19 protein-coding genes and 1 pseudogene are annotated in these 19,326 nt (G+C 73.0%); 7 read left to right on the forward strand and 13 right to left on the reverse strand.

All coding sequences use genetic code 11. The features are described from left to right. Positions 1 to 70 precede the first annotated feature (70 nt). Positions 71 to 1,267, forward strand: a complete 1,197-nt coding sequence (locus ACWEFJ_RS20635) for a serine hydrolase domain-containing protein (protein WP_449714714.1) — start codon at positions 71 to 73, stop codon at positions 1,265 to 1,267. A 118-nt stretch (positions 1,268 to 1,385) separates the two neighbouring features. Here the strand turns inward: ACWEFJ_RS20635 and ACWEFJ_RS20640 are convergent, their stop codons facing one another. From ACWEFJ_RS20640 to ACWEFJ_RS20650, 3 genes are read right to left on the reverse strand one after another with little or no spacing between them, the layout of a single operon-like run. Beyond that, the gene (locus ACWEFJ_RS20640; protein WP_378090594.1) at positions 1,386 to 2,342 is read right to left on the reverse strand and encodes an LLM class flavin-dependent oxidoreductase; all 957 of its coding nucleotides are present in this window, start codon (positions 2,340 to 2,342) and stop codon (positions 1,386 to 1,388) included. Positions 2,343 to 2,353: 11 nt separating this feature from the next. Continuing rightward, positions 2,354 to 3,031, reverse strand: coding sequence for an SDR family NAD(P)-dependent oxidoreductase (locus tag ACWEFJ_RS20645; protein ID WP_449714715.1), 678 nt, complete (start codon positions 3,029 to 3,031; stop codon positions 2,354 to 2,356). After that, positions 3,028 to 3,444, reverse strand: coding sequence for a VOC family protein (locus ACWEFJ_RS20650; RefSeq protein WP_378090590.1), 417 nt, complete (start codon positions 3,442 to 3,444; stop codon positions 3,028 to 3,030). The genes ACWEFJ_RS20645 and ACWEFJ_RS20650 overlap by 4 nt, the downstream gene beginning before the upstream one ends. Before the next feature lie 46 nt (positions 3,445 to 3,490). Here ACWEFJ_RS20650 and ACWEFJ_RS20655 point away from each other — a divergent pair, with 46 nt between their 5' ends. Next, positions 3,491 to 4,168 (forward strand): GntR family transcriptional regulator, encoded by a 678-nt coding sequence (locus ACWEFJ_RS20655; protein ID WP_449714716.1) that lies wholly within the window; start codon positions 3,491 to 3,493, stop codon positions 4,166 to 4,168. Here ACWEFJ_RS20655 and ACWEFJ_RS20660 read toward each other — a convergent pair. The 10 genes from ACWEFJ_RS20660 to ACWEFJ_RS20705 all read right to left on the reverse strand — a co-directional run bounded on the left by ACWEFJ_RS20660 (position 4,132) and on the right by ACWEFJ_RS20705 (position 13,462). Beyond that, positions 4,132 to 5,274: an alpha/beta hydrolase family protein gene (locus ACWEFJ_RS20660; RefSeq protein ID WP_449714717.1), complete on the reverse strand. Its 1,143-nt coding sequence runs from the start codon at positions 5,272 to 5,274 to the stop codon at positions 4,132 to 4,134. The two genes, ACWEFJ_RS20655 and ACWEFJ_RS20660, sit on opposite strands and share 37 nt — an antisense overlap. 26 nt (positions 5,275 to 5,300) lie before the next feature. After that, on the reverse strand, positions 5,301 to 6,293 hold the full coding sequence (locus tag ACWEFJ_RS20665) for a transporter (protein WP_449714718.1): 993 nt from the start codon (positions 6,291 to 6,293) through the stop codon (positions 5,301 to 5,303). Then, a complete protein-coding gene (locus ACWEFJ_RS20670; protein WP_378090578.1) occupies positions 6,290 to 7,159 on the reverse strand; it encodes an ABC transporter ATP-binding protein in 870 nt (289 codons plus the stop codon). The genes ACWEFJ_RS20665 and ACWEFJ_RS20670 overlap by 4 nt, the downstream gene beginning before the upstream one ends. Then, on the reverse strand, positions 7,156 to 7,548 hold the full coding sequence (locus ACWEFJ_RS20675) for a GntR family transcriptional regulator (RefSeq protein ID WP_378090576.1): 393 nt from the start codon (positions 7,546 to 7,548) through the stop codon (positions 7,156 to 7,158). The genes ACWEFJ_RS20670 and ACWEFJ_RS20675 overlap by 4 nt, the downstream gene beginning before the upstream one ends. A gap of 135 nt (positions 7,549 to 7,683) precedes the next feature. Then, positions 7,684 to 9,252 carry a right-handed parallel beta-helix repeat-containing protein gene (locus tag ACWEFJ_RS20680; RefSeq protein WP_449714719.1) on the reverse strand — a complete coding sequence of 523 codons (1,569 nt, stop codon included), beginning with the start codon at positions 9,250 to 9,252 and terminating at the stop codon, positions 7,684 to 7,686. A gap of 213 nt (positions 9,253 to 9,465) precedes the next feature. Continuing rightward, positions 9,466 to 10,938 (reverse strand): DHA2 family efflux MFS transporter permease subunit, encoded by a 1,473-nt coding sequence (locus ACWEFJ_RS20685; protein WP_378090570.1) that lies wholly within the window; start codon positions 10,936 to 10,938, stop codon positions 9,466 to 9,468. A 180-nt stretch (positions 10,939 to 11,118) separates the two neighbouring features. Then, a complete protein-coding gene (locus ACWEFJ_RS20690) occupies positions 11,119 to 11,556 on the reverse strand; it encodes a DUF488 domain-containing protein (protein ID WP_378090567.1) in 438 nt (145 codons plus the stop codon). Further along, on the reverse strand, positions 11,553 to 12,167 hold the full coding sequence (locus ACWEFJ_RS20695; RefSeq protein ID WP_378090565.1) for a DUF488 domain-containing protein: 615 nt from the start codon (positions 12,165 to 12,167) through the stop codon (positions 11,553 to 11,555). The genes ACWEFJ_RS20690 and ACWEFJ_RS20695 overlap by 4 nt, the downstream gene beginning before the upstream one ends. Further along, positions 12,164 to 12,847 carry a dual OB domain-containing protein gene (locus tag ACWEFJ_RS20700; RefSeq protein WP_449714723.1) on the reverse strand — a complete coding sequence of 228 codons (684 nt, stop codon included), beginning with the start codon at positions 12,845 to 12,847 and terminating at the stop codon, positions 12,164 to 12,166. Before ACWEFJ_RS20700 ends, ACWEFJ_RS20695 begins: the two co-directional genes overlap by 4 nt. A gap of 120 nt (positions 12,848 to 12,967) precedes the next feature. Continuing rightward, complete coding sequence (locus ACWEFJ_RS20705) at positions 12,968 to 13,462, reverse strand: FBP domain-containing protein (RefSeq protein WP_378090561.1); 495 nt, start codon at positions 13,460 to 13,462, stop codon at positions 12,968 to 12,970. Positions 13,463 to 13,563: 101 nt separating this feature from the next. On the opposite strand from ACWEFJ_RS20705, the gene ACWEFJ_RS20710 reads away from it, so the two are divergent. The 5 genes and pseudogenes from ACWEFJ_RS20710 (at position 13,564) to ACWEFJ_RS20730 (ending at position 19,204) form a co-directional block, all read left to right on the forward strand. After that, positions 13,564 to 14,136 (forward strand): TetR/AcrR family transcriptional regulator, encoded by a 573-nt coding sequence (locus tag ACWEFJ_RS20710; RefSeq protein WP_449714720.1) that lies wholly within the window; start codon positions 13,564 to 13,566, stop codon positions 14,134 to 14,136. Between the two features lie 336 nt (positions 14,137 to 14,472). Next, complete coding sequence (locus tag ACWEFJ_RS20715; protein ID WP_449714721.1) at positions 14,473 to 15,075, forward strand: DUF4956 domain-containing protein; 603 nt, start codon at positions 14,473 to 14,475, stop codon at positions 15,073 to 15,075. Next, positions 15,072 to 15,764: pseudogene (locus ACWEFJ_RS20720) on the forward strand (polyphosphate polymerase domain-containing protein); the annotation flags it as partial. The gene ACWEFJ_RS20715 and the pseudogene ACWEFJ_RS20720, both read left to right, overlap by 4 nt. 193 nt (positions 15,765 to 15,957) lie before the next feature. After that, entirely contained in the window at positions 15,958 to 18,054 is a 2,097-nt protein-coding gene (locus tag ACWEFJ_RS20725; RefSeq protein ID WP_449714722.1) for a CotH kinase family protein, read from the forward strand. A gap of 187 nt (positions 18,055 to 18,241) precedes the next feature. Beyond that, complete coding sequence (locus ACWEFJ_RS20730) at positions 18,242 to 19,204, forward strand: glycoside hydrolase family 11 protein (RefSeq protein ID WP_378090553.1); 963 nt, start codon at positions 18,242 to 18,244, stop codon at positions 19,202 to 19,204. The last annotated feature ends 122 nt before the right edge of the window (positions 19,205 to 19,326 follow it).

Below are 19,326 nucleotides of genomic sequence, written 5' to 3' on the forward strand. Positions count from 1 at the left end.
CCGCCCAGAGGAGCGGAGCCCCCGCCCGATCCTGACAAGATCCTGACCGACGCCCGGCACGCTCCGGGCCATGACCAAGCACCACGCACCGAAGTCGGACACCGCCGAGCCCCCGACGACCCGGCCGTCACGCCGAACCGTGCTCGCCGCGCTGGGGGTCGGCTCGGTCGCGGGCGGGCTGGTGGCCGCCGGCGGCCCGGCACAGGCCCGCGCCGGCTCCGACCGCGTCCCCGACGGCTTCCGACCGGGTGGCGAGTTCGACCGGCACCTCGCGCAGCTCGTCGAGCAGGACGCGTTCTCCGGCACCGTGCTCGTGACGCGCCGGGACAGGACCGTCCTGGCCCGTGCGCACGGGATGGCGGACAAGGCGCGGGGCGTCCCCAACGGCCCGGACACGCTGTTCGCCCTCGGCTCGATCACCAAGCTGTTCACCGCGACCGCCGTCCACCAGCTCGCCGAACGGGGCGAGGTCTCCTACGGCGCGTCCCTGGGGACCTACCTGTCGGGCTTCCGGCCCGAGGTCGCCGAGTCCGTCACGGTCCACCAGCTCCTCACCCACACGTCCGGCCTGGGCCGGCCGGCGATCAACCCGCCGCGACCCCCGGGCCAGGACCAGTGGACGACCCTGGACGAGATGTTCGCCGGCACCGCGGCCTTCATCCGGACCCTGCCGCTGCGCTTCACCCCGGGCTCCGGGAACGACTACAGCAACGACGGCTATCACGTGCTGGGCGAGATCGTGGCCCGGGTGTCGGGGCAGAGCTACCACGACTACGTCCGCGAGCACGTGTTCGCCCGCGCCGGCATGTCCACGGCGTTCTTCCCCACCCCGGCCGAGTGGCGCGCGGACCGCCGCCTCGCCCACCCCTACGACAAGCTCGGCGGCGCGGAGTGGACGGACGTGATCGGCATGTTCGACGGGGGCATCCTCGCCGGCCCCGCCGGCGGCGCGTTCGCCACCGCCGCCGACGTGGCGCGCTTCGCGAGCGCGTTCCAGCGCGACGCGCTCCACTCGGCGGCGCACACCCACCTCGCCGCGAGCCCGAAGTGGCCCCTGGGCCCGGACTTCTTCGAGGGGTACGGGCCGAGCACGCGTTACGTGGACGGCCGCCGGATCAACGGCCACAACGGCGGCGCGAGGGGCGTGTCCACCAACCTGGACTGGTTCCCCGGGTCCGGGTGGACGGCGGTGGTCCTGGGCAACTACGGCGACAGCGCCCTTCCCGTGACGCGCAAGGCCCGTCAGCTGATCCTCGCGTCGGACTGACCACACGCGACGGTCGGCCCGACGCCGGGGAGGCCCGCGGCGGATCGGCATCCGCCGCGGGTCCCGGGGAAGACCCGCGCGACCCGGGAGTCGACGTCGCCCGCGCCCGACGCGTGCCTCAGAGCACCGCCGCGAGGTTCTCCAGGGCGGCCGACGGGTCCGGGCCGATCGGGAACAGCACGGCGCTGTCCACCCCGGCCGCGAACAGCTCCTCCAGCCGCGCCCGCGCCTCCCGCGGCGTGCCGGTCACGGCGAGCTGCCGCACCCACTCCGCCGGCAGCCGGCGCGCGAACTCCTCCCGGCTCGCGCACTCCCGGCGCAGCGCGGCGAACTCCGCCGCGAACGGCAGCGGCGCGATGTGCGGGATCCAGTCCGGCTCGCCGATCCACTCCAGGCCGGACCGCACCGCCTCGACCGCCGCCGCGCCGTCCGCGTCCACGACGGCCGCGTTGTAGCCCACCAGCCGGTGCGGACGGCCCGCGCCGATGTGCGCCAGCGCGGCACGGGCGTACTCCGGCGTCGTCGGCTCGGCCAGGATCGTCCCGTCCGCCACCCGCCCGGACACGGCCAGCGACTTCGGCCCGCGCACGCCCGCCAGCACGGGCGGCGGGCTGTCCGGCACGCACGCCTCCTCCAGCCGCACCCCGTGCAGCCGCACGTGCTGCCCCGGCTCGACCGACTCGCCGCGCAGCAGCGCGGTCACCGCGCCCAGGTACTCCTCCAGCAGCGCCAACGGGCCGGCCGGCCACTCGCCCACCGACCGCATCCAGCCGGGCATCCCGTGCCCGATGCCGATGTCCACGCGGCCGGGGAACAGCTGGGCCAGCGTCGCGGCCTCCATCGCGGCGAACGCGGCGTTGCGCGCGCCCACCGGCAGCAGCCCGATGCCGACCCGGACGCGCTCCGTCACCGCGAGCACCGCCGCGGCCTGGCCGACGCCGCCGCGGAAACCCAGGTCCTCCACCACCCACAGCTCGTCGAACCCCAGCTCGTCGGCGCGCCGCGCGAACGGCAGCACCCGCTCGGGCGCGAGGTCGCGGGGCAGCATGACCCCGACCGATCCGGACCGGCTCACCACGTCTCCGTTCACGTTCGCAGGTAGGAAGCGCCGTTGAGGTCGAGCACCGCGCCGGACGCCCACTCGGCCTCGGGCGAGGCGAGGTAGACCACCGCGGCGGCGACCTCCTCCGGCCGGGCGACCCGCCCGAACGGGCTCTGCCGCCGCACGTCGTCGGTCACCATGGAGGCCACCCGGTCGGTGGCCACGAACCCCGGGGCCACCGAGGCCACCGCGATGCCGTGCGGCGCGAGGGCGACCGCGAGCGACTGCCCCATCGAGTGCAGCGCCGCCTTGCTCGCGCCGTAGGCGGGCATGTCCGGCTCGCCGCGGAACGCGCCGCGCGAGCCGACGTTGACGATCCGCCCGCGGACGCCGCGCTCGATCATGTGCCTGGCCACGCAGTACGACATGTCCGCCGCGCCGAACACGTTCACCGCGAACGTGCGCCGCCACAACGACCGCCACTGCGCGTAGGTCAGGTCCACCGACCCCAGCTCCACCAGGCCCGCGTTGTTGACCAGCACGTCGATCCCGCCGAGCGTGTCCACGGCGGAGCCGACGACTCGCTGGATCGCGTCGGGGTCGGCCAGGTCCACGTCCGAGGAGGACAGTGCCACCACGTCGTCCCCCAGGTCGCGGAACGCCTGCGCGATCGCCGCGCCGATGCCGCGGCTGCCACCGGTGACCAGGACGCCGCGGCTCACCGGGCGAACACCTGCGACTCGTCGGCGAACGCCTTGAACTCCAGCGCGTTGCCCGCCGGGTCGCGGAGGAACATCGTCCACTGCTCGCCCGGCTCGCCCTCGAACCGCAGGTACGGCTCGATCACGAACTCCGTGCCGGCCGCGCGCAGCCGGTCGGCCAGCGCGTGGAACTCGGGGATCGGCAGCAGCAGCCCGAAGTGCGGCACCGGCACGTCGTGGCCGTCGACCGGGTTGCGGCCGGAGTCGCCGCGCGGTCCGGGCACGACGTGGGTCACGAACTGGTGGCCGTAGAAGTCCCAGTCCACCCACCTCTCGGCCGAACGCCCTTCCGCGAGGCCCAGCACACCGCCGTAGAACGCCCGCGCCGCGTCCAGGTCGTCAACCGGGACCGCGAGGTGGAAACCAGGTCTCATGGACCCACCTTGACCACCGACCGAGCCAATGTCAACATTCGACATCATGGAGCTGCGCAGGGCGGACCGGCGCGGTCTCGCGGACGAGGCCGCCGACCTGATCCGGGAGGCGATCTTCGCGGGCGTCTTCCCGCCGGGCTCGCCGGTGCGCGAGGTGGAGCTGGCCGCGTCGCTGGACGTGAGCCGCGGCTCGGTCCGCGAAGGGCTCGCCGTGCTGGCGCGGGAGGGGCTGGTGCGCAGCGCCTGGCACCGCGGCGCGCGGGTGATCGACCTGACCGCCCGCGACGCCGAGGAGGTCTACTCGGTCCGGGCCGCGCTGGAGGGGCTGGCCTGCCGGAGCGCCATCGGCCGGGTCGACCTCGACGCCCTCGGCGGGCTCGTGGACGGGATGGCCCGCGGCGTGGCGGCGGGCGCGCCGAGCGAGGAACTGCTCGCCCTGGACATGGAGTTCCACGAGACGATCTACCGCGCCGCGGGGAACCGGCGGCTGCTGGAGGCGTGGCACGCGGTGCGGTCGCAGGTCCACCTGTTCCAGCTCACCCGCATCCGGCTCGGGCACCACGACTACCGGGCGGTGGTCGTGGACGAGCACCGGGAGATCGTCCGGCTGCTCGCCGCCGGCGACGCCGCCGAGGTCGCCCGCCACGCCGAGGAGCACGTCCACTCGGCGAAGCGGGTGCTCGTCGGTCAGCTCGACGGCGCCACGACCGAGACCTCCGGGTAGCGCGCCGACGCCCGGTCGAGCAGGGGCTGCGGCACGCCGCGCAGGTGCCGGTCGAAGAACGCCCGGACGTACGCGCGGGTGATCGCCGCGCCGCGCTCGCCGCCGACCTCAGCGCCGAAGTCGAGGCCGAGCTGCGGCGCCACGACCCCGAGGTCGGTGAACGACGGGTGCACCATGCCCGCCACCACCAGCCAGCGCTTCCAGCCGGTCAGCGCCGGCCAGGCGTCCTCCCAGCTCCGGGCGCCGGGCGTGCCGGGCGCGTAGTTGTCCTGCCGTCCCAGGAACATCACCGGCTGCGACATGCCCGAGGCCGGCACGGGCGTGGAGAGCGTGCCGTCCACGTTGATCACGGCGCGGATGCGCGAGTCGGCCCGCGCGGCGTCGAGGGCGCTCGCCCCGCCCACGGAGTGGCCGCCCATCGCGACGCGGGACGCGTCCACCAGGTTCGCGCCGCGCCGGTGGCGCAGCGGCCCGGTGAGCTGGTCCAGCACGAACGACACGTCGGCCGCCCGGCCCTCGCCGAGCTTCGCCCAGAAGTCCGGGTCGTGGAGGATCGCGCAGGACGCGCAGGACGCGACGCGCCCGTCCGGGAACGTGGTGGCGACGTTCTCGTAGGTGTGGTCGACCACGGCGACGACGTAACCGTGGCTCGCCAGGTCCTCCGCCAGCGCGGTCAGCGTGGCGCGGGGCCGCTTGTAGCCCGGCGACAGCACGACCAGCGGCGAGCCGTGCGGCCGGCCGACCGGCCGCGCGTCCACGACGGAGTTCGTCCGGACCGCGCTCAGCGCGTCGGGCGGCACGGTGGTGACGCCGGCCTCCTCCAGCACCGCCGCCGACTCGACGGGCGTCAGGTACTGCTTCCTCGGCCCGCGGTCGGACGCCGCCGGGTAGAACAACGACACCATCAGCTCCCGCGCGCCCGCGGACGGCACCCACGGGTCGGGCCGGGTGGTGTCCCGCAGGTGCAGCGCGGTCGTGCCGACGGGCTGCCGCCCGGTCGGCGCGGGCAGGCGCGGCGCCGGGTCGGCGGTGGTGTCGGCGCCCGCCGGGGCCGGGGTCGCGGCCGTCAGCAGGGCCAGTGCGACCAGGAACGCGAACTGACGCATGGTCTCCCCCTCGTTCGGTGTGATCTTCAGGACAGGTGGCGCAGGCGGCGGAAGCAGAACCACGTCAGCGGCGCCGACACCGCGAGGAACAACGCCAGTTCGAGCCACTGGAGCGCCCAGAACCGGCCGGCCGGGTGGTAGGCGAGGCGCTGGTGGTAGCCGAGGTCGGACAGGCCCGCGAAGCACGCGCGGATCCGCCCCAGGTCCAGCCGCGCCTCGGCGTCGGCCGGCGACGACGGCAGGCAGTGGCGCACGGCCTCGGGCAACGGGCGGACCGCGACGCCGTTCGCGTCCACGGTCTCGTTGACCAGCACCCACGCGCCGCCGGGCTCCCGCACGGTCAGCGACTCGGGCACCTCGCCGCCGGAGCCCTCCTCCGTCCGGATGCCGGCGATGCTCTGCGCGGTGATCGCGACCGGCTCCTCGGTCGGCGGCAGCAGGTGCGGGCGCACCGCGTACGGCACGACGACCTGCACGGCGGCGAACAGGACGAGCGTCACGGCCATGGCGGGCAGGGTGCGGCGCACCAGGACCGCGACCGCGACGGCCAGCACGAACGCGAACACCGCGTACCCGACGGGCGCGATGCCCCTGGCCGCGAACACCACGGGGGCCAGGCGCCGGCCCACGTTGCCCTGGCGCTCCGGCCCGACGTCGGTGTCGATCGGGTCGGCCCACCACGTCACCACCAGGCTCAGCAGGCCGGCGGTGAGCGCGGCGGCCGGCACGCCGACGCCGAGCTTGACCGCGAGCCACCGGGTGCGCGTGACGCTCTGGCTCCACACCAGGTTGTGCGTGCCCGCCTCCAGCTCGCGGGTGATCATCGGCACGGCCCAGAACACGGCGAGCAGCGCGGGCAGCACGTGCACGGCGACCAGGCCGCCGCTGTAGAGGGTCTCGTGGTCGTCGAGCGTGCCCCGTCCCGGCCGCGTGGCCACGAGCACGACGGCGATCAGCACGATCGCCGCGTGCACCGAGACCACCGGCAAGCGGAGCTGCCGCCAGGCCAGCCAGGTCATCGGACGACCCCCAGGGCCGGGCGGCTCAGGTAGGCCAGCACCAGGTCCTCCAGGTCCGGCTCGCCGACGTCCCACGCGGGGTCGAGGATCGGGCCCTCGGTGCGGACGAGCACGGTGGTCTGGCGGTCGGTGTGGCGGGCGGAGACGACCTGCTGGTCCGCGGGCAGGGTGCGCACGTCGCGCCGCGGCCCGGTCAGCCTGCGGTGCGTGGCGAGCAGGCGGTCCACCTCGCCGGTGAGCCGGACCTCGGCGTCCACCAGCACGACCAGGTGGTCGCAGACGCGTTCCAGGTCGGCGATCAGGTGCGAGGACAGCACCACGCCCAGCCCGTGCTCGGCCACGGCCTCCATGAGGTCCTGGAGGAACTCGCGCCGGGCCAGCGGGTCGAGCGAGGCGACCGGCTCGTCCAGGAGCAGCAGCTCGGGGCGCTTGGCGACGCCGAGGGTGAGCGCGACCTGGGCGCGCTGGCCGCCGGACAGCTTTCCCGCGGGCCGCGCCGGGTCCAGCCCGAGCCGGGCGATCCGGTCGCGGGCGAGCCGGTCGTCCCAGCCGGGGTTGAGCCGCGCGCCCAGCCGCAGGTGCTCCTCGACGGTCAGGTGCGCGTAGAGGGGCGTGTGCTGCGCGACGAAGCCGACCTTGGCCAGTTGCGCCGGCCCGCTGCCCGGCACGCCGCCGCACACCTCGATCGTGCCGGCGGAGGGCGTCAGCATCCCTGCGGCGAGGCCGAGCAGCGTGGACTTGCCCGCGCCGTTCGGGCCGACCAGCCCGGTCACGTGCCCGGCCGGGACGTCCAGCGTGCAGTCGGCCAGCGCCCACCGCCGCCGGTACGCCTTGCCCAGCCCCCTGGTGCTCAACGCCGCCGTCACGCTGTGTCCTCCTGGGCGGCGGAGCGGAACGTGGTCGTGAACAACGCCTCGATGCCCTCCTCGTCCAACCCGGCGCGGCGCGCCTTGGCGAGCCAGCGCCGCAGGTCCTGCCGCAGCGGGGCGATCGCGGCCGGCGGCGCGCCGGAGAGCGTGGCGGTCACGAACGTGCCCACGCCGGGACGGGCCGCGACCAGGCCGTCGTGCTCCAGCTCCCGGTAGGCCTTGAGCACCGTGTTCGGGTTGATCGCGAGGTCGGCCACCACGTCCTTCACCTTGGGCAGCCGGTCGCCCTCGCGCAGCAGCCCGAGGCGCAGCGCGTGCCGCACCTGCCGGACGAGCTGCTGGTACGGCGACAGGCCCGACCCGCCGTCCAGGTGGAACCGGATCACCACTACCTCCATTTATCTAGCTGCCTAGCACTATAGGTAGCTAGTGAGGTGCTGTCGAGAGGCGCGCACAACGCAGCGGGGCCGGGCGATGCGCCCGGCCCCGCGTCCCCGGCGAGGTGTCCCCCCGGCGAGGTGTCAGAAGCGCGCCCCCACGTCCGCGCCGTTGGCGGGGCGCAGGAAGGGGGAGGGCGGGATCGAGCCGTCGGCGCGGCGCGGCCCCGTGATCGTGGCCGGGTCCGTGCTCGTGAACGACCACGAGCCGCCGAGGTCCCACGAGTTGCCGCTGCCGGAGGAGTTCGAGCCCAGCGAGGCGTTCGTGCCGTTGGCCGCCGCCAGGTTCTTCGTCAGGGCGGAGGCCGAGCGGTCGAACTGGAAGCCGGTCTTCGGGTTGTCCCACGCGGTGCTGCGCTCGATCCGGTGCCGGCCGGGGTTGTTGTTGTCCACGAAACCGCCCGCCGCGTTGTCCCACGTCATCGTGTTGCGCACGGTGTGGTCGGCGGCGACGGAGTTGCCGCCCAGCTTGAGCCCGTTGCCGTCGCCGGTGAAGTCGGGCAGGTTCCAGCGGTTGAAGCCGTTGCCCCAGGCCAGGCTGTTCTCGGTGAGGATCGGCGAGGAGAACATCCAGTAGTCCAGGCCGTCGTCGGAGTTGTGCCACAGCCGCGCGCCGCGCACGACGTTGCCCGTGCCGGAGCCCTCCTTGATGGCCAGGCCGTCGGCGCTCTCGCCGTTCTTGCGCGGGTCGCGGTTGCCGTAGGAGTCGAGGTTGACGATCCGGTTGTCGGCGGACGCGCCCTGCAGGTGCAGGCCCGACTCGTAGTTGTCCCGGGTGACGAGCCGCTCGAACACGGTGTTGTTGGTGTCGAGGCCGAACACGCCGTACGGGCCGTGGACGATCTCCAGGCCGATCAGCCGCCAGTGGTCGCCCTCGACGTGGATCGCGCCGCGCTCGGCGCGCGGGATGCTGGAACCGACGGCTCCCGGCGTGTGCGGCATGTTCTCGCCGTCGATCACGACGCGCTCGTTGTTGTAGTTGCGCAGCGTGATCGGCAGGCTCGCGGTGCCGTTCTTGAGGAGCTGGATGTTCGTGGCGGGCGCGTACGTGCCGCCGCGGACGTGGATCGTCGTGCCGGGTTGGGCCAGGTCGACGCCGCGCTGGATGGTGCGCAGCGGCGCGGCGAGGGTGCCGGGGTTGTTGTCGTCGCCGTTGGGCGCGACGTACAGCGCGGCGGCGGACGCGGGCGCATCGGCCGCGGTGAAGTCGAGGTAGTCGATGTTCGGCAGGCCGGACGACGTGGTCGGGCTGAGCCGGATCGTGCTCGTGCCCGCGGGCACCGCGACGGTGAGCGCCTTGGACGCCCACGTCGACCAGGCCCCGGTCGGCTCGAAGGACACCGACGCCGCGGTGGCGCCGTTGACCACCAGGTCGGCGGGTCGGGCGGCCGTGCCGCCGTGGGCGAAGCGGACCACGGCCGTGGCCGTGCCCGCCGTGGCGGCGGTGACGGTGAACTGCACGTGCGCGCCCACGGCGTTGTCCGCATTGCAGAACCCCGTGCCGGAGAAACCGGACCAGTCGGCGTCGACGGCGCCGGCGCACACGGCGGATTCGGCTTCGTGACGCGCGGTCGCGGCGGACGCCGGCGCCGGTAATGCGACGGCCGCCGCGGCGACCAATGCGGTGCCGGCGGCAAGGGACGTGAACCTCATTGTTTCTCCCTCGAAGTGACGCGGAAGCGGTCCGCGTTCACGCTTCTGAACAGCGCAAACGCGGGCGGGAGCATCCCGGGCACGCTAACGCAGCCGGTCGGGGGGAAGCAATGTCGCCGAACTTTTTCGGCCACGGCCCTGCGGTTTCACAATGGTGAACAATTGCGGGCCGGAACGCGGGGGCGAAACGTTTTCCGCCCCCGCGCGGGGTCGCTACACGTGCGCCGCGCCCTCGGGGCCCGCCTCGGCCTTGCCGCGCTGGACGAGGAACGCGCCGGCCACCGCCACCAGGGACAGGACCGCCGCCAGCAGGATCGCCGCGTGCATGCCGCCCATCTCCGCGCCGACCCCGGACTCGCCGGACGCGGCCAGCCCGGCGGCCCGCGCGCTCATCACGCTGACCAGCAGCGCCACGCCGGCCGCGGCGGCCAGCTGCTGCGTCGTGCTGAAGATCGCGCTGCCGTGGGAGTACAGCCGCGCGGGCAGCGCGCCCAGGCCGGACGAGAACAGCGGCGTGAACGAGAACGCGAGGCCCAGGCTCAGCGCCAGGTGGAACACCAGGACGAGCACCGCGGACGTGGACGCGTCGAACGTCGTGGCCACCCACAGGGAGCCGCTGGTCGCGATCGTGCCCACGATGAGCAGCAGGCGCGGGCCGACCCGGTCGTAGAGCCGGCCGACGAACGGCGACAGCAGGCCCATGAGCAGGCCGCCGGGGAGCAGCAGCAGGCCGGTGGCCAGCGGGTCGAGCCCGAGCACGTTCTGGGTGTAGATCGGCAGGATCGTGACGACGCCCAGCAGCAGGCCCATCATCACCATCATCAGGACGCTGGCCAGGGTGAAGGAGCGGAAGCCGAACGTGCGCAGGTCCAGCAGCGCCCGTTCCCGCCGCTGGAGAGACACCTGGCGCAGCACGAACGCCGCGATGCCGAGCACGCCGACCGCGAGCGAGCCCCACAGCGCGGCCGACGACCCGCCGCCGCTGTGCCCGATGCTCGACAGGCCGTAGACCAGGCCGCCGAACCCGAACACCGACAGCACCACCGACAGCACGTCGATCGGCGCGCTGCTCGACTCGCCGATGCGCGTCACCCAGCGCAGGCCGAGCACCAGCGCGGTGACCGAGATCGGCAGCACGACCCAGAACATGGCCCGCCAGCTGAACAGGTCCAGGACCACGCCGGAGACCGTGGGCCCGATGGCGGGCGCGACCGAGATGACGATCGAGATGTTGCCCATCACCGCGCCGCGGCGGGCCGGCGGCACGAGCGTCATGACGGTCGTCATGAGCAGCGGGAGCATGATCGCCGTGCCGCACGCCTGCACGACCCGCGCGGCGAGGAGCACGGCGAAGCCGGGCGCGAGCGCCGCGATCAGGGTGCCCGCGCTGAACAGGCTCATCGCCACGCCGTACAGCACGCGCGTGGGCACCCGCTGGATCAGGTAGCCGGTGATCGGGATGACCACCGACATGGTCAGGAGGAACCCGGCCGTGAGCCACTGCCCCACTGCGGCCGTGACGTCCAACTCGGTGAGCAGCACGGGCAGCGCGACGCCCATGATGGTCTCGTTGAGGATGACCACGAAGGTCGCCACGAGCAGCACGCCGATGACGGCGCGGTCGGCGCGGCTGAGCGCGGGCGGTGGTGACGACGTCACGGCGTCGGACACACCTGCGGAAGTCATGCGTAGATCCCCCAGAGGAAAGATGGGCGCGACGAAGAGGCCACGGCGCCCCCGAACACCCCAACCCTACCCGCGCGACCGCCGCGCCCCACGTCCTTTTTCCCTCGGCGAACCGGGGCGGGAGCGCGTCGCCGCGGTGTTCCCTTGTGGACGGCGCGGGTTCACCGGAACGCCCCGGTCTCAGGTCAGGTGGTGGACCGCCACGTCGCCCCAGTGCTCGGCGAGGTGCTCCGCGACCAGCCGGCGGTGGCAGTGGTGCGGCTGGTCCTCGCTGCACAGCAGGACCGCGTTGTCGACCAGTTCGCGCGGGAGGACGTCCCGGACGCGACGGTCGCGCATCAACTCCAGGAACCGGTGCTCGTAGGACGCCCAGCCGAGGCCCTGCTTCTTGTACGCGTCGAGCATGTCCTGCGTCGGCGCCAGGTCGGGCCGGTGCGCGTAGGACATGCCGCACAGCTCGGAGAGGAAGAAGGCCAGGTCGTCCCGCTTCGCGAACCCGGCCAGCTGCGAGACGTTGTTCAACCGCACGTCGACCAGGGCGCGCGCGCCCGAACCGCGCAGCAGGCCGAAGAACCTCGCCGCGGACTTCCTGGTGAACCCGATGGTGAAGATGTTCACACCTCGGCCGCCCCGTCCTCGCGGAGGTCGTCGTTGACGTAGGCGATCCGGGCCTCCTGCCGGCTCAGCGCCTCCTCCAGCCGCTCGGCCCTGGTGCGGAACAGGTCGTCCTCCGCCAGCCCGAACCCGGCCATGAGCCGCGTCATCGCGTCGGCGTGCCCCTCGACCCGGCCGTCGCCGTGGACGTGGCCGACCGGCACGCCGTGCTCGTCGAGCACCCGCGCGACGAGGATCGTGCGGTGGCAGTCCAGCGGTTCGCCCTCCGTGCACATGACCGCGATCCGCTCCGTCCGCGCGCCCCTGAGCAGCCGCTCGATCCCGCCGAGGAACTCCGGGGTCTTCGCCAGCAGCTCGTACCGGACCCGGCCGTCGACGTAGCAGCCCGGGTCCTCGGTGCGCGCCCCGAGCTCCTTGCCGAGGAAGGCGTACCGGATCCCCGCGTCCCGCAGGCCGCGCTCGATCGCGCCGCGGTTGAACTGCGGCGTGAACCGGCTGAGCGGGACCGAGCGCACGTCGGCGACGGCCGAGACGCGGTGCCGGCGGAGCAGTCGCACGAAGGTGGGCAGGTCGTGCACGGAGTGCCCGATGGTGAGCACCGCGCGAGGCGTCATCGCGGGCCACCGCGCCCGGCGCCGGGGCGCTCCACGATCGCCGCCACCAGCTTGAAGAAGCTGCCCTGGAACTCCTCGCCCAGGCTCACCGTCAGGAACGACTCACCCAGGCGGTGATTGCCGAGACCCGCGGCGCGGAACCTCTCTTCGCACATCGGATCGGTCACCTTCAACGCGTACGTCGAACCCGCGTAGCGGAATCGCGCCCGGACCACCGGCAGTCGTGTGCTCGCACGGGGATGCGCGGGGCTCACCTCGATCGTCACCCGGGGGACTCGGATCAATCTCAGCGAGTCTAGCAGTCGGTCGCGCAATTCGACCGGAACGCGGTCGTTGACACCGGCGGACGTGTGGTGGCCGTCGACCCACAAGCCGCGCGGTCGCTCCTCGAAGCGGCATAACGCGTCCCACCCGATCCGACCGACGCGCTCCCAGCGGACCGCAGGGTCGAACAGCCAGTTCTCGCGGTGGACGCCGAACGGCCGGCGCCGGACCAGGGGCACCGCGATCACGTCCAGGACCTCGGGTTCGGCCCCGTCGGCGTAGCGGCGCTCCACGGCCGACACCTCGTGCCCCGGCCGGCCGCCGACCGGCCGCACCCATTCGGGGCCGCCCCGACCGATCACCATTCCCGCGACACAACGCCCCGAATTCTTTCGGGAATTCGCCAAGCACACCATTCGCCTGGTTCTCGCCACGCGCGCCCCCCGGAACCACCGGACCAGCCCGCGCCGATATTAACGCGAATTGGCCCGGCGTCAGGGTATTCCGGCGCGCCGGGAATTATTTCCGAGCAATGCTCACCCCGTCACGCGGGCCAGGAAGCCGGCCAGTTTGGCAGCGGTCCGCTCGGCCTTCTCCTCCGTCGTGAGCGACTCGTGCAGCCGCGCGCCCGGCCCGGCCTCCTTCTTGCCCCGCAGGTACAGCGAGCACGCCAGGTCCGCGCACAGGTACAGGCCCACGGAGTTGCCCTGCTGCCCGCTGCGCCCCGCCTTGCGCGCCGTCATCAGGCACACGCCGTCGCCCTGGTGGGCGGTCAGGCACACGGAGCACATGGTGCGCCGCGGTTGGCCCGCCTGGGGCGTCGCCATGCGCAGGGCGACGCCCACCAGGCCGTCGGGGGACGGGGCGACGAGGTAGGCGCGCTGCGGCGCGGTGGGGTCGCGCCAGCCGAGGAAGTCCAGGTCCTCCCACGGTCGCGCGGCCAGGTCGCCCGGCACGGCCAGCCGCTTGGCCTCGCCCTTCGAGCAGTTGATGAACGACGCGCGGATCTCGCGCTCGGTCACGGGTTCCATGCCCTCGAAGCTACGTCAGCAAGCCGCCAGGGCCAAACCATTATGCGCTAGCCTAGACCTCCTAGGTTTTTCTCCGGAGCCGGCCGACAGCGGGGGGCGACATGGCACGCGCGGGCGTGACGGCCGAACGGCTGGTGCGGGCGGCGGCGGAGTTGGCCGACGAGGTCGGGTTCGAGAACCTGACCGTCTCCGCGCTCGCGCGCCGGTTCGGCGTCAAGGACGCGAGCCTGTACTCGCACGTCCGCAACGCGCAGGACCTGCGCGAGCGGGTGGCCGTGCTGGCGTTGTCCGAACTGGCCGACCGGGCGGCCTCGGCGCTGGCCGGGCGCGCGGGCAAGGACGCGCTCGTCGCCTTCGCCCACGCCTACCGGGACTACGCCAAGGAGCACCCCGGCCGGTACGCGGCGATGCGGGTCGACCTGACGCCCGCCCTCGCGGCCGACAGCCGGGCGAACCGGCACTCCGAGCTGACCCGGGCCATCCTGCGCGGCTACCGCCTGCCCGAGCCGGACGAGACCGACGCCGTGCGCCTGCTGCACAGCGCGTTCCACGGCTTCACGTCCCTGGAAGCCTCGGGCGGGTTCCGCCACCACCCGCGCGACACCGAGGACTCGTGGGCGCGGGCGCTGGACGCCCTCCACACCCTGCTCACCCACTGGCCGTCCAGTTCTTGAGACCGCCGTAGCCGCACATCCGGCACCGAACGTCCGAAACTTTCGATACGGGGTGACAAGGGAAGACTACGGTCCGTGCTGACCCGCCGGGCTGCCAAAAGGCGGCAAGGATCGCAGCCCGAATGGCCTCAACCAGGCAACAGTCCACCTTCCGAACCGTCGCCGTACACCGGCAGTTCATTGACGCGACACCCGGACGCCCCCTATCGTTTCGAGCGGGATCCCGAAAGTTTACCGTAAAGTGCGAAAGTTTCGGCGACCGTCCTGCAGACCCCCGCCAAGAAGCGGGCGGTGCCCAGCCGACCCTCGGCCTGCGGCTCAGGAGGAACGAACGAGATGCCACGACTCGTCCTGTTCGCGATCGACATCTGCGCGGTGGTGCTGCTCGTCTTCGGGCTGTACTTCCCGCGCCACCGCCGTCGCGACCTGGTGGTCGCCTACCTCGGGGTGAACATCGGCGTGCTGGCCGTGGCGAGCGCCCTGAGCACCAGCAACACCGGCGCGGGCATCGGCCTGGGCATGGCGTTGTTCGGCGTGCTGTCGATCATCCGCCTGCGCTCCACGGAACTGGACCAGCACGAGGTCGCGTACTACTTCTCCGCGCTCGCCCTCGGCCTGCTCGGCGCGCTGAGCACCAGCTCGCCGTGGCTCAACGGCGGCCTGATGGCGCTCATCGTGCTGGTGATGTTCCTCGGCGACCACCGGCGGCTGTTCCGCTCCTACCGGCACCAGGTCCTGGTGCTGGACTCGGCGATCACCGACCACGTCACGCTCGTGGCGCACCTGGAGCAGCTGCTCAACGCCAGGGTGCACAGCGCCACCGTGCAGCGGCTGGACCTGGTGAACGAGACCACGGTCGTCGACGTCCGGTACGCGGCGAACGCCCGCGTCCCCGCCTCCGCGCCGAGCGCGCCCGCCGCCACCGGGGCCCGCCGATGACCGCGACGACCCCCGTGCCCGCGCTCGCGGGCCTCGACCCGGTGGGGCTGGCCGAACTGGTCGAACGCGCCGCGCTCCAGACCAGGGTGGACCGCAAGTACGTGGTGCCCGCCGAGGCGCTGCCGCGCCTGCTGGAGCAGATCGCGCCGCACGCGAGGGTGCTGGAGATCGACGGCGCGCGGACGTTCCGCTACGAGTCGGTCTACTTCGACACCCCGCGCCTGGTCAGCTACCACGCCGCGGCCTACCGCAGGCGTCGCCGCTTCAAGGTCCGCACCCGGACCTATGTGGACTCCGCGCAGTGCTGGCTGGAGGTCAAGATCAGCGGGGCGCGGGGCAGCATCACCAAGCACCGGCTGCCGTACCACCCGCACGACCGCGAGACCGTGCGCCCCGGCCGCGACTTCGTCGACGAGGCGCTCGCCCGCGAGTCGATCGGCGCCGGCGCGGCCGGACCGCTCGACCCGGTGCTGGTCACCGACTACCGCCGCACCACCCTGTTCCTGCCGGCGACCGCGAGCCGGGTCACCCTGGACACCGCGCTGTCCTGGCGGCACGGCGACTCCGCGCTGCACCTGTCCGGCCTCGCGGTGGTCGAGACCAAGTCCGCGTCGGCCGCCACCCCGGTCGACCGCCTGCTGTGGCAGCGGGGGGTGCGTCCCGTCCGCATCTCCAAGTACGCCACCGGCCTGGCCGCGCTCCGGCTGGACCTCCCGGACGCGCCGTGGGGGGGGCCCCCGCGCCCCCCCCGCCCCCGCCCCCCCCCCCCCGGGGGGGGGGGGGGGGGCCGCCCCCCCCCCCCCCCCACTTCCGCGACGCCCCGCCGCCGGTGGCCGCAGTCGCGGCCACCACCCTCTCCCACCGACCCGAACAGGAGGCATCGTGCGTTTGACCTCCCGCAGCAACGGCGCCGCGGCAGCACATCGCACCCACGGGCTCGCGGTCGCCGCCGTGCTGCTGGCCGGACTGCTCGTGCCGCTCTCGGCCGGCGCCGAACCCGGGGCCGCTACGACGACCGGCGCCACCGCGGACTCCGTCGCCGCCGCGGCGGCGGCCGACGACCTCGTCGGCGACATCGCGTTCTCCGTGCCCAGCGGCACGTTCCAGGGCCAGGTGTCGGTGTCGCTGAGCACGGCGATCGCCGGCGCGCAGATCCGCTACACCACGAACGGGCAACTGCCCACCGCCCAGTCCACCCTCTACTCCGGCACGCCGCTGCGGTTCACCACCACCACGCAGCTCCGCGCGCAGGCGTTCGTCAACCAGGCGGCGTCCGGCGCGCCCGGCACGGCCATGTACGTGGCCCGCGAGGCCACCACCACGGCGCACGACCTGCCGCTGGTCGTGATCGACTCCTACGGCAAGGGCAAGCCGCAGCGGGAGTACTTCGACGGCGCGACCATGATCTTCGAGCCGGGCGCGGGCGGCACCACGTCGCTGGCCGCGACGCCGTCGGTCGCCACGCGGGCCGGTTTCCGGCTGCGCGGCCAGTCGTCGGCCTCGTTCGAGAAGACGCCGTACCGGCTGGAGTTCTGGGACAACGACAACGACGACGCCGACTACCCGGTGCTCGGCATGCCCGCCGACTCCGACTGGGTGCTGCGCGGCCCGTTCCCGGACAAGTCGCTGATCCGCGAGGCGTTCTCCTACGACCTCGGCCGCGAGCTGGGCCTGCACGCCCCGCGGTACCGGTTCGTGGAGTTCTACCTCAACACGGACACCACGCCGGTGGGCGCGAGCGATTACATGGGCGTCTACATGCTCGTCGAGACGATCAAGAACTCGAAGAACCGGCTGGACCTCAAGGGCCTGGACGAGGACGACACCACCCTGCCCGCGATCTCCGGCGGGTACATCTTCAAGTTCGAGTGGATGGCCGCCGAGGAGCCGACGCTGCCGTGCACCGGGCCGACGAACACCTGCTGGAACTACCTGGAGGTGGCCGACCCGGACCCGCTGAACGCCCAGCAGAAGGAGTGGTTGCGCGGGTACGTCCAGGAATTCCACGACGTGTTGCGCGCGCCGAACTTCGCCGACCCGACCACGGGCTACGCGAAGTACATCGACGTGCCGTCGTTCATCGACCACATGATCCTCAACGAGCTGAGCCGCGGCATGGACGCCTACCTGCGCAGCGCCCACTTCCACAAGGACCGGGACGGCAGGATCGTCGCGGGCCCGCTGTGGGACTTCGACCTCACCTACGGCGTCGGCGGGTTCTTCCAGAACGACCAGACGGCGGGCTGGCAGTACCTCCAGACCCGGCAGCCGGTGGCCAACGACTGGTTCAACCAGCTCCTGCGCGACCCGGCGTTCGTCAACCAGGCGAAGGCGCGCTGGCAGTCGCTGCGCCGCGGGCCGCTGTCCGACACCGCGTTGCAGACCCGGATCGACAACCTGGCCCGGCCGTTGACCAACGGCGCCCAGCGCAACTTCCAGCGCTGGCCGAACCTCGGCTCGCCGACGGTCGGCTTCTTCCGCACCCCGACCGCGCCCACGTGGCAGGGCCAGGTGCAGGCCATGCGCGACTGGATGCTGCGCCGCGCGGCGTGGCTCGACTCGACGCAGGGCTGGGGCGGCTCGACCACGCCGACCTCGACCACCACGCCGACCAGCACCACGACCACCACCACGACGACCACCACGACGACGACCACCACGACCACGCAGCCCGGCGGCGCACGGTGCTCGGCGACGTACACGGTGGTCAACCAGTGGCAGGGCGGGTTCCAGGGCGAGGTCCGGGTCACCGCGGGCACGACGCCGATCGGCAACTGGACCGTGTCGTGGACCAACCCCGCCGGCGTGACGATCACCCAGGCGTGGAACGCGACGGTGACCAGCCAGGGCTCGACCGTCACCGCGCGCAACGCCGCCCACAACGGCTCCGTGGCGGCCGGCGGCAGCACCACGTTCGGGTTCCTGGGCTCGTCCACCGGCGCGCCCGGCGCCCCGGTGCTCACCTGCACCGCGAGCTGACCGACGACCGCCGCGTGCCCGGCGCCCCGCGAGGCGCCGGGCACGCGGCCGTTCACCGGGGCGCGGCGTCCGGGAAATCCGTTCGGCGAACCCGACCGGAAAGTTTCGCAAACTGTTGACACGCGCCGGCGGCCGACTTGATTCTATTTCACGTCGATCAGCAGCGCGGCTGAGAGGAATTTCGCCGATGTCCGGCAAGATCAAAGGCGGGAGATTGGTCCCGCTGACCGCGATCACCTTTTTGCTCATGGCGATCGTGGCGTCGAACGCCCAGGCGGCGGTCACCACGAATCAAGAGGGCACCAACAACGGCTACTTCTACTCGTTCTGGACCGACAGCCAGGGCACGGTCTCGATGGAGCTGGGGTCCGGCGGCAACTACAGCACGTCGTGGCGCAACACCGGCAACTTCGTCGCGGGCAAGGGCTGGGCGACCGGCGGGCGGCGCACGGTGAACTACTCGGGCAGCTTCAACCCGTCCGGGAACGCCTACCTGACCCTCTACGGCTGGACCCGCAACCCGCTCGTGGAGTACTACATCGTCGACAACTGGGGCACCTACCGGCCGACCGGCCAGTACAAGGGCACGGTCACCAGCGACGGCGGCACCTACGACATCTACAAGACGACGCGGACGAACGCGCCGTCCATCGACGGGACGCGCACCTTCGACCAGTACTGGAGCGTCCGGCAGTCGAAGAAGACCGGCGGCACCATCACGTCGGGCAACCACTTCGACGCCTGGGCCCGCAACGGCATGAATCTCGGCAGCCACTACTACATGATCATGGCCACCGAGGGCTACCAGAGCAGCGGCAACTCCAACATCACGGTCGACGGCGTGCCCGGCGGCGGCACCCCCGGCACGGGCAACCCGGGCAGCGGCGGCTGCACCGCGACCCTCTCCGCGGGTGAGCGGTGGAGCGACCGGTACAACCTGAACGTGGCGGTCAGCGGCTCGTCCAACTGGACGGTGACGATGAACGTGCCGTCGCCCGCGAAGGTGCTGGCGACCTGGAACGTGCAGGCGAGCTACCCGAACGCGCAGACCCTCACCGCGCGGCCGAACGGCAGCGGCAACAACTGGGGCGTGACCATCCAGGCCAACGGCAACTGGACGTGGCCCTCGGTCTCCTGCGCCGCGAGTTAGCGCGGCAACCCACCGGTGGCGCGGCGGTCCCCCGGGACCGCCGCGCCGCGGCGGGTTGGGGCAGGCCCCGCGGCGCCCGCGCGGGCCACCGCCCCGGCACGCAGAAAGGAAGAGGGTCGGGG

The organism is Actinosynnema sp. NPDC004786 (genome assembly GCF_053601135.1).

What these genes read in the sequence shown, in the direction of transcription:
- ACWEFJ_RS20710 (WP_449714720.1), top strand. Translation starts at nt 13,564, where the DNA reads ATGGCACGCGCGGGCGTGACGGCCGAACGGCTGGTGCGGGCGGCGGCG.
- ACWEFJ_RS20700 (WP_449714723.1), bottom strand. Translation starts at nt 12,847, where the DNA reads ATGGTGTGCTTGGCGAATTCCCGAAAGAATTCGGGGCGTTGTGTCGCG.
- ACWEFJ_RS20660 (WP_449714717.1), bottom strand. Translation starts at nt 5,274, where the DNA reads ATGCGTCAGTTCGCGTTCCTGGTCGCACTGGCCCTGCTGACGGCCGCG.
- ACWEFJ_RS20650 (WP_378090590.1), bottom strand. Translation starts at nt 3,444, where the DNA reads ATGAGACCTGGTTTCCACCTCGCGGTCCCGGTTGACGACCTGGACGCG.
- ACWEFJ_RS20685 (WP_378090570.1), bottom strand. Translation starts at nt 10,938, where the DNA reads ATGACTTCCGCAGGTGTGTCCGACGCCGTGACGTCGTCACCACCGCCC.
- ACWEFJ_RS20635 (WP_449714714.1), top strand. Translation starts at nt 71, where the DNA reads ATGACCAAGCACCACGCACCGAAGTCGGACACCGCCGAGCCCCCGACG.
- ACWEFJ_RS20665 (WP_449714718.1), bottom strand. Translation starts at nt 6,293, where the DNA reads ATGACCTGGCTGGCCTGGCGGCAGCTCCGCTTGCCGGTGGTCTCGGTG.
- ACWEFJ_RS20695 (WP_378090565.1), bottom strand. Translation starts at nt 12,167, where the DNA reads ATGACGCCTCGCGCGGTGCTCACCATCGGGCACTCCGTGCACGACCTG.
- ACWEFJ_RS20705 (WP_378090561.1), bottom strand. Translation starts at nt 13,462, where the DNA reads ATGGAACCCGTGACCGAGCGCGAGATCCGCGCGTCGTTCATCAACTGC.
- ACWEFJ_RS20730 (WP_378090553.1), top strand. Translation starts at nt 18,242, where the DNA reads ATGTCCGGCAAGATCAAAGGCGGGAGATTGGTCCCGCTGACCGCGATC.
- ACWEFJ_RS20655 (WP_449714716.1), top strand. Translation starts at nt 3,491, where the DNA reads ATGGAGCTGCGCAGGGCGGACCGGCGCGGTCTCGCGGACGAGGCCGCC.
- ACWEFJ_RS20715 (WP_449714721.1), top strand. Translation starts at nt 14,473, where the DNA reads ATGCCACGACTCGTCCTGTTCGCGATCGACATCTGCGCGGTGGTGCTG.
- ACWEFJ_RS20680 (WP_449714719.1), bottom strand. Translation starts at nt 9,252, where the DNA reads ATGAGGTTCACGTCCCTTGCCGCCGGCACCGCATTGGTCGCCGCGGCG.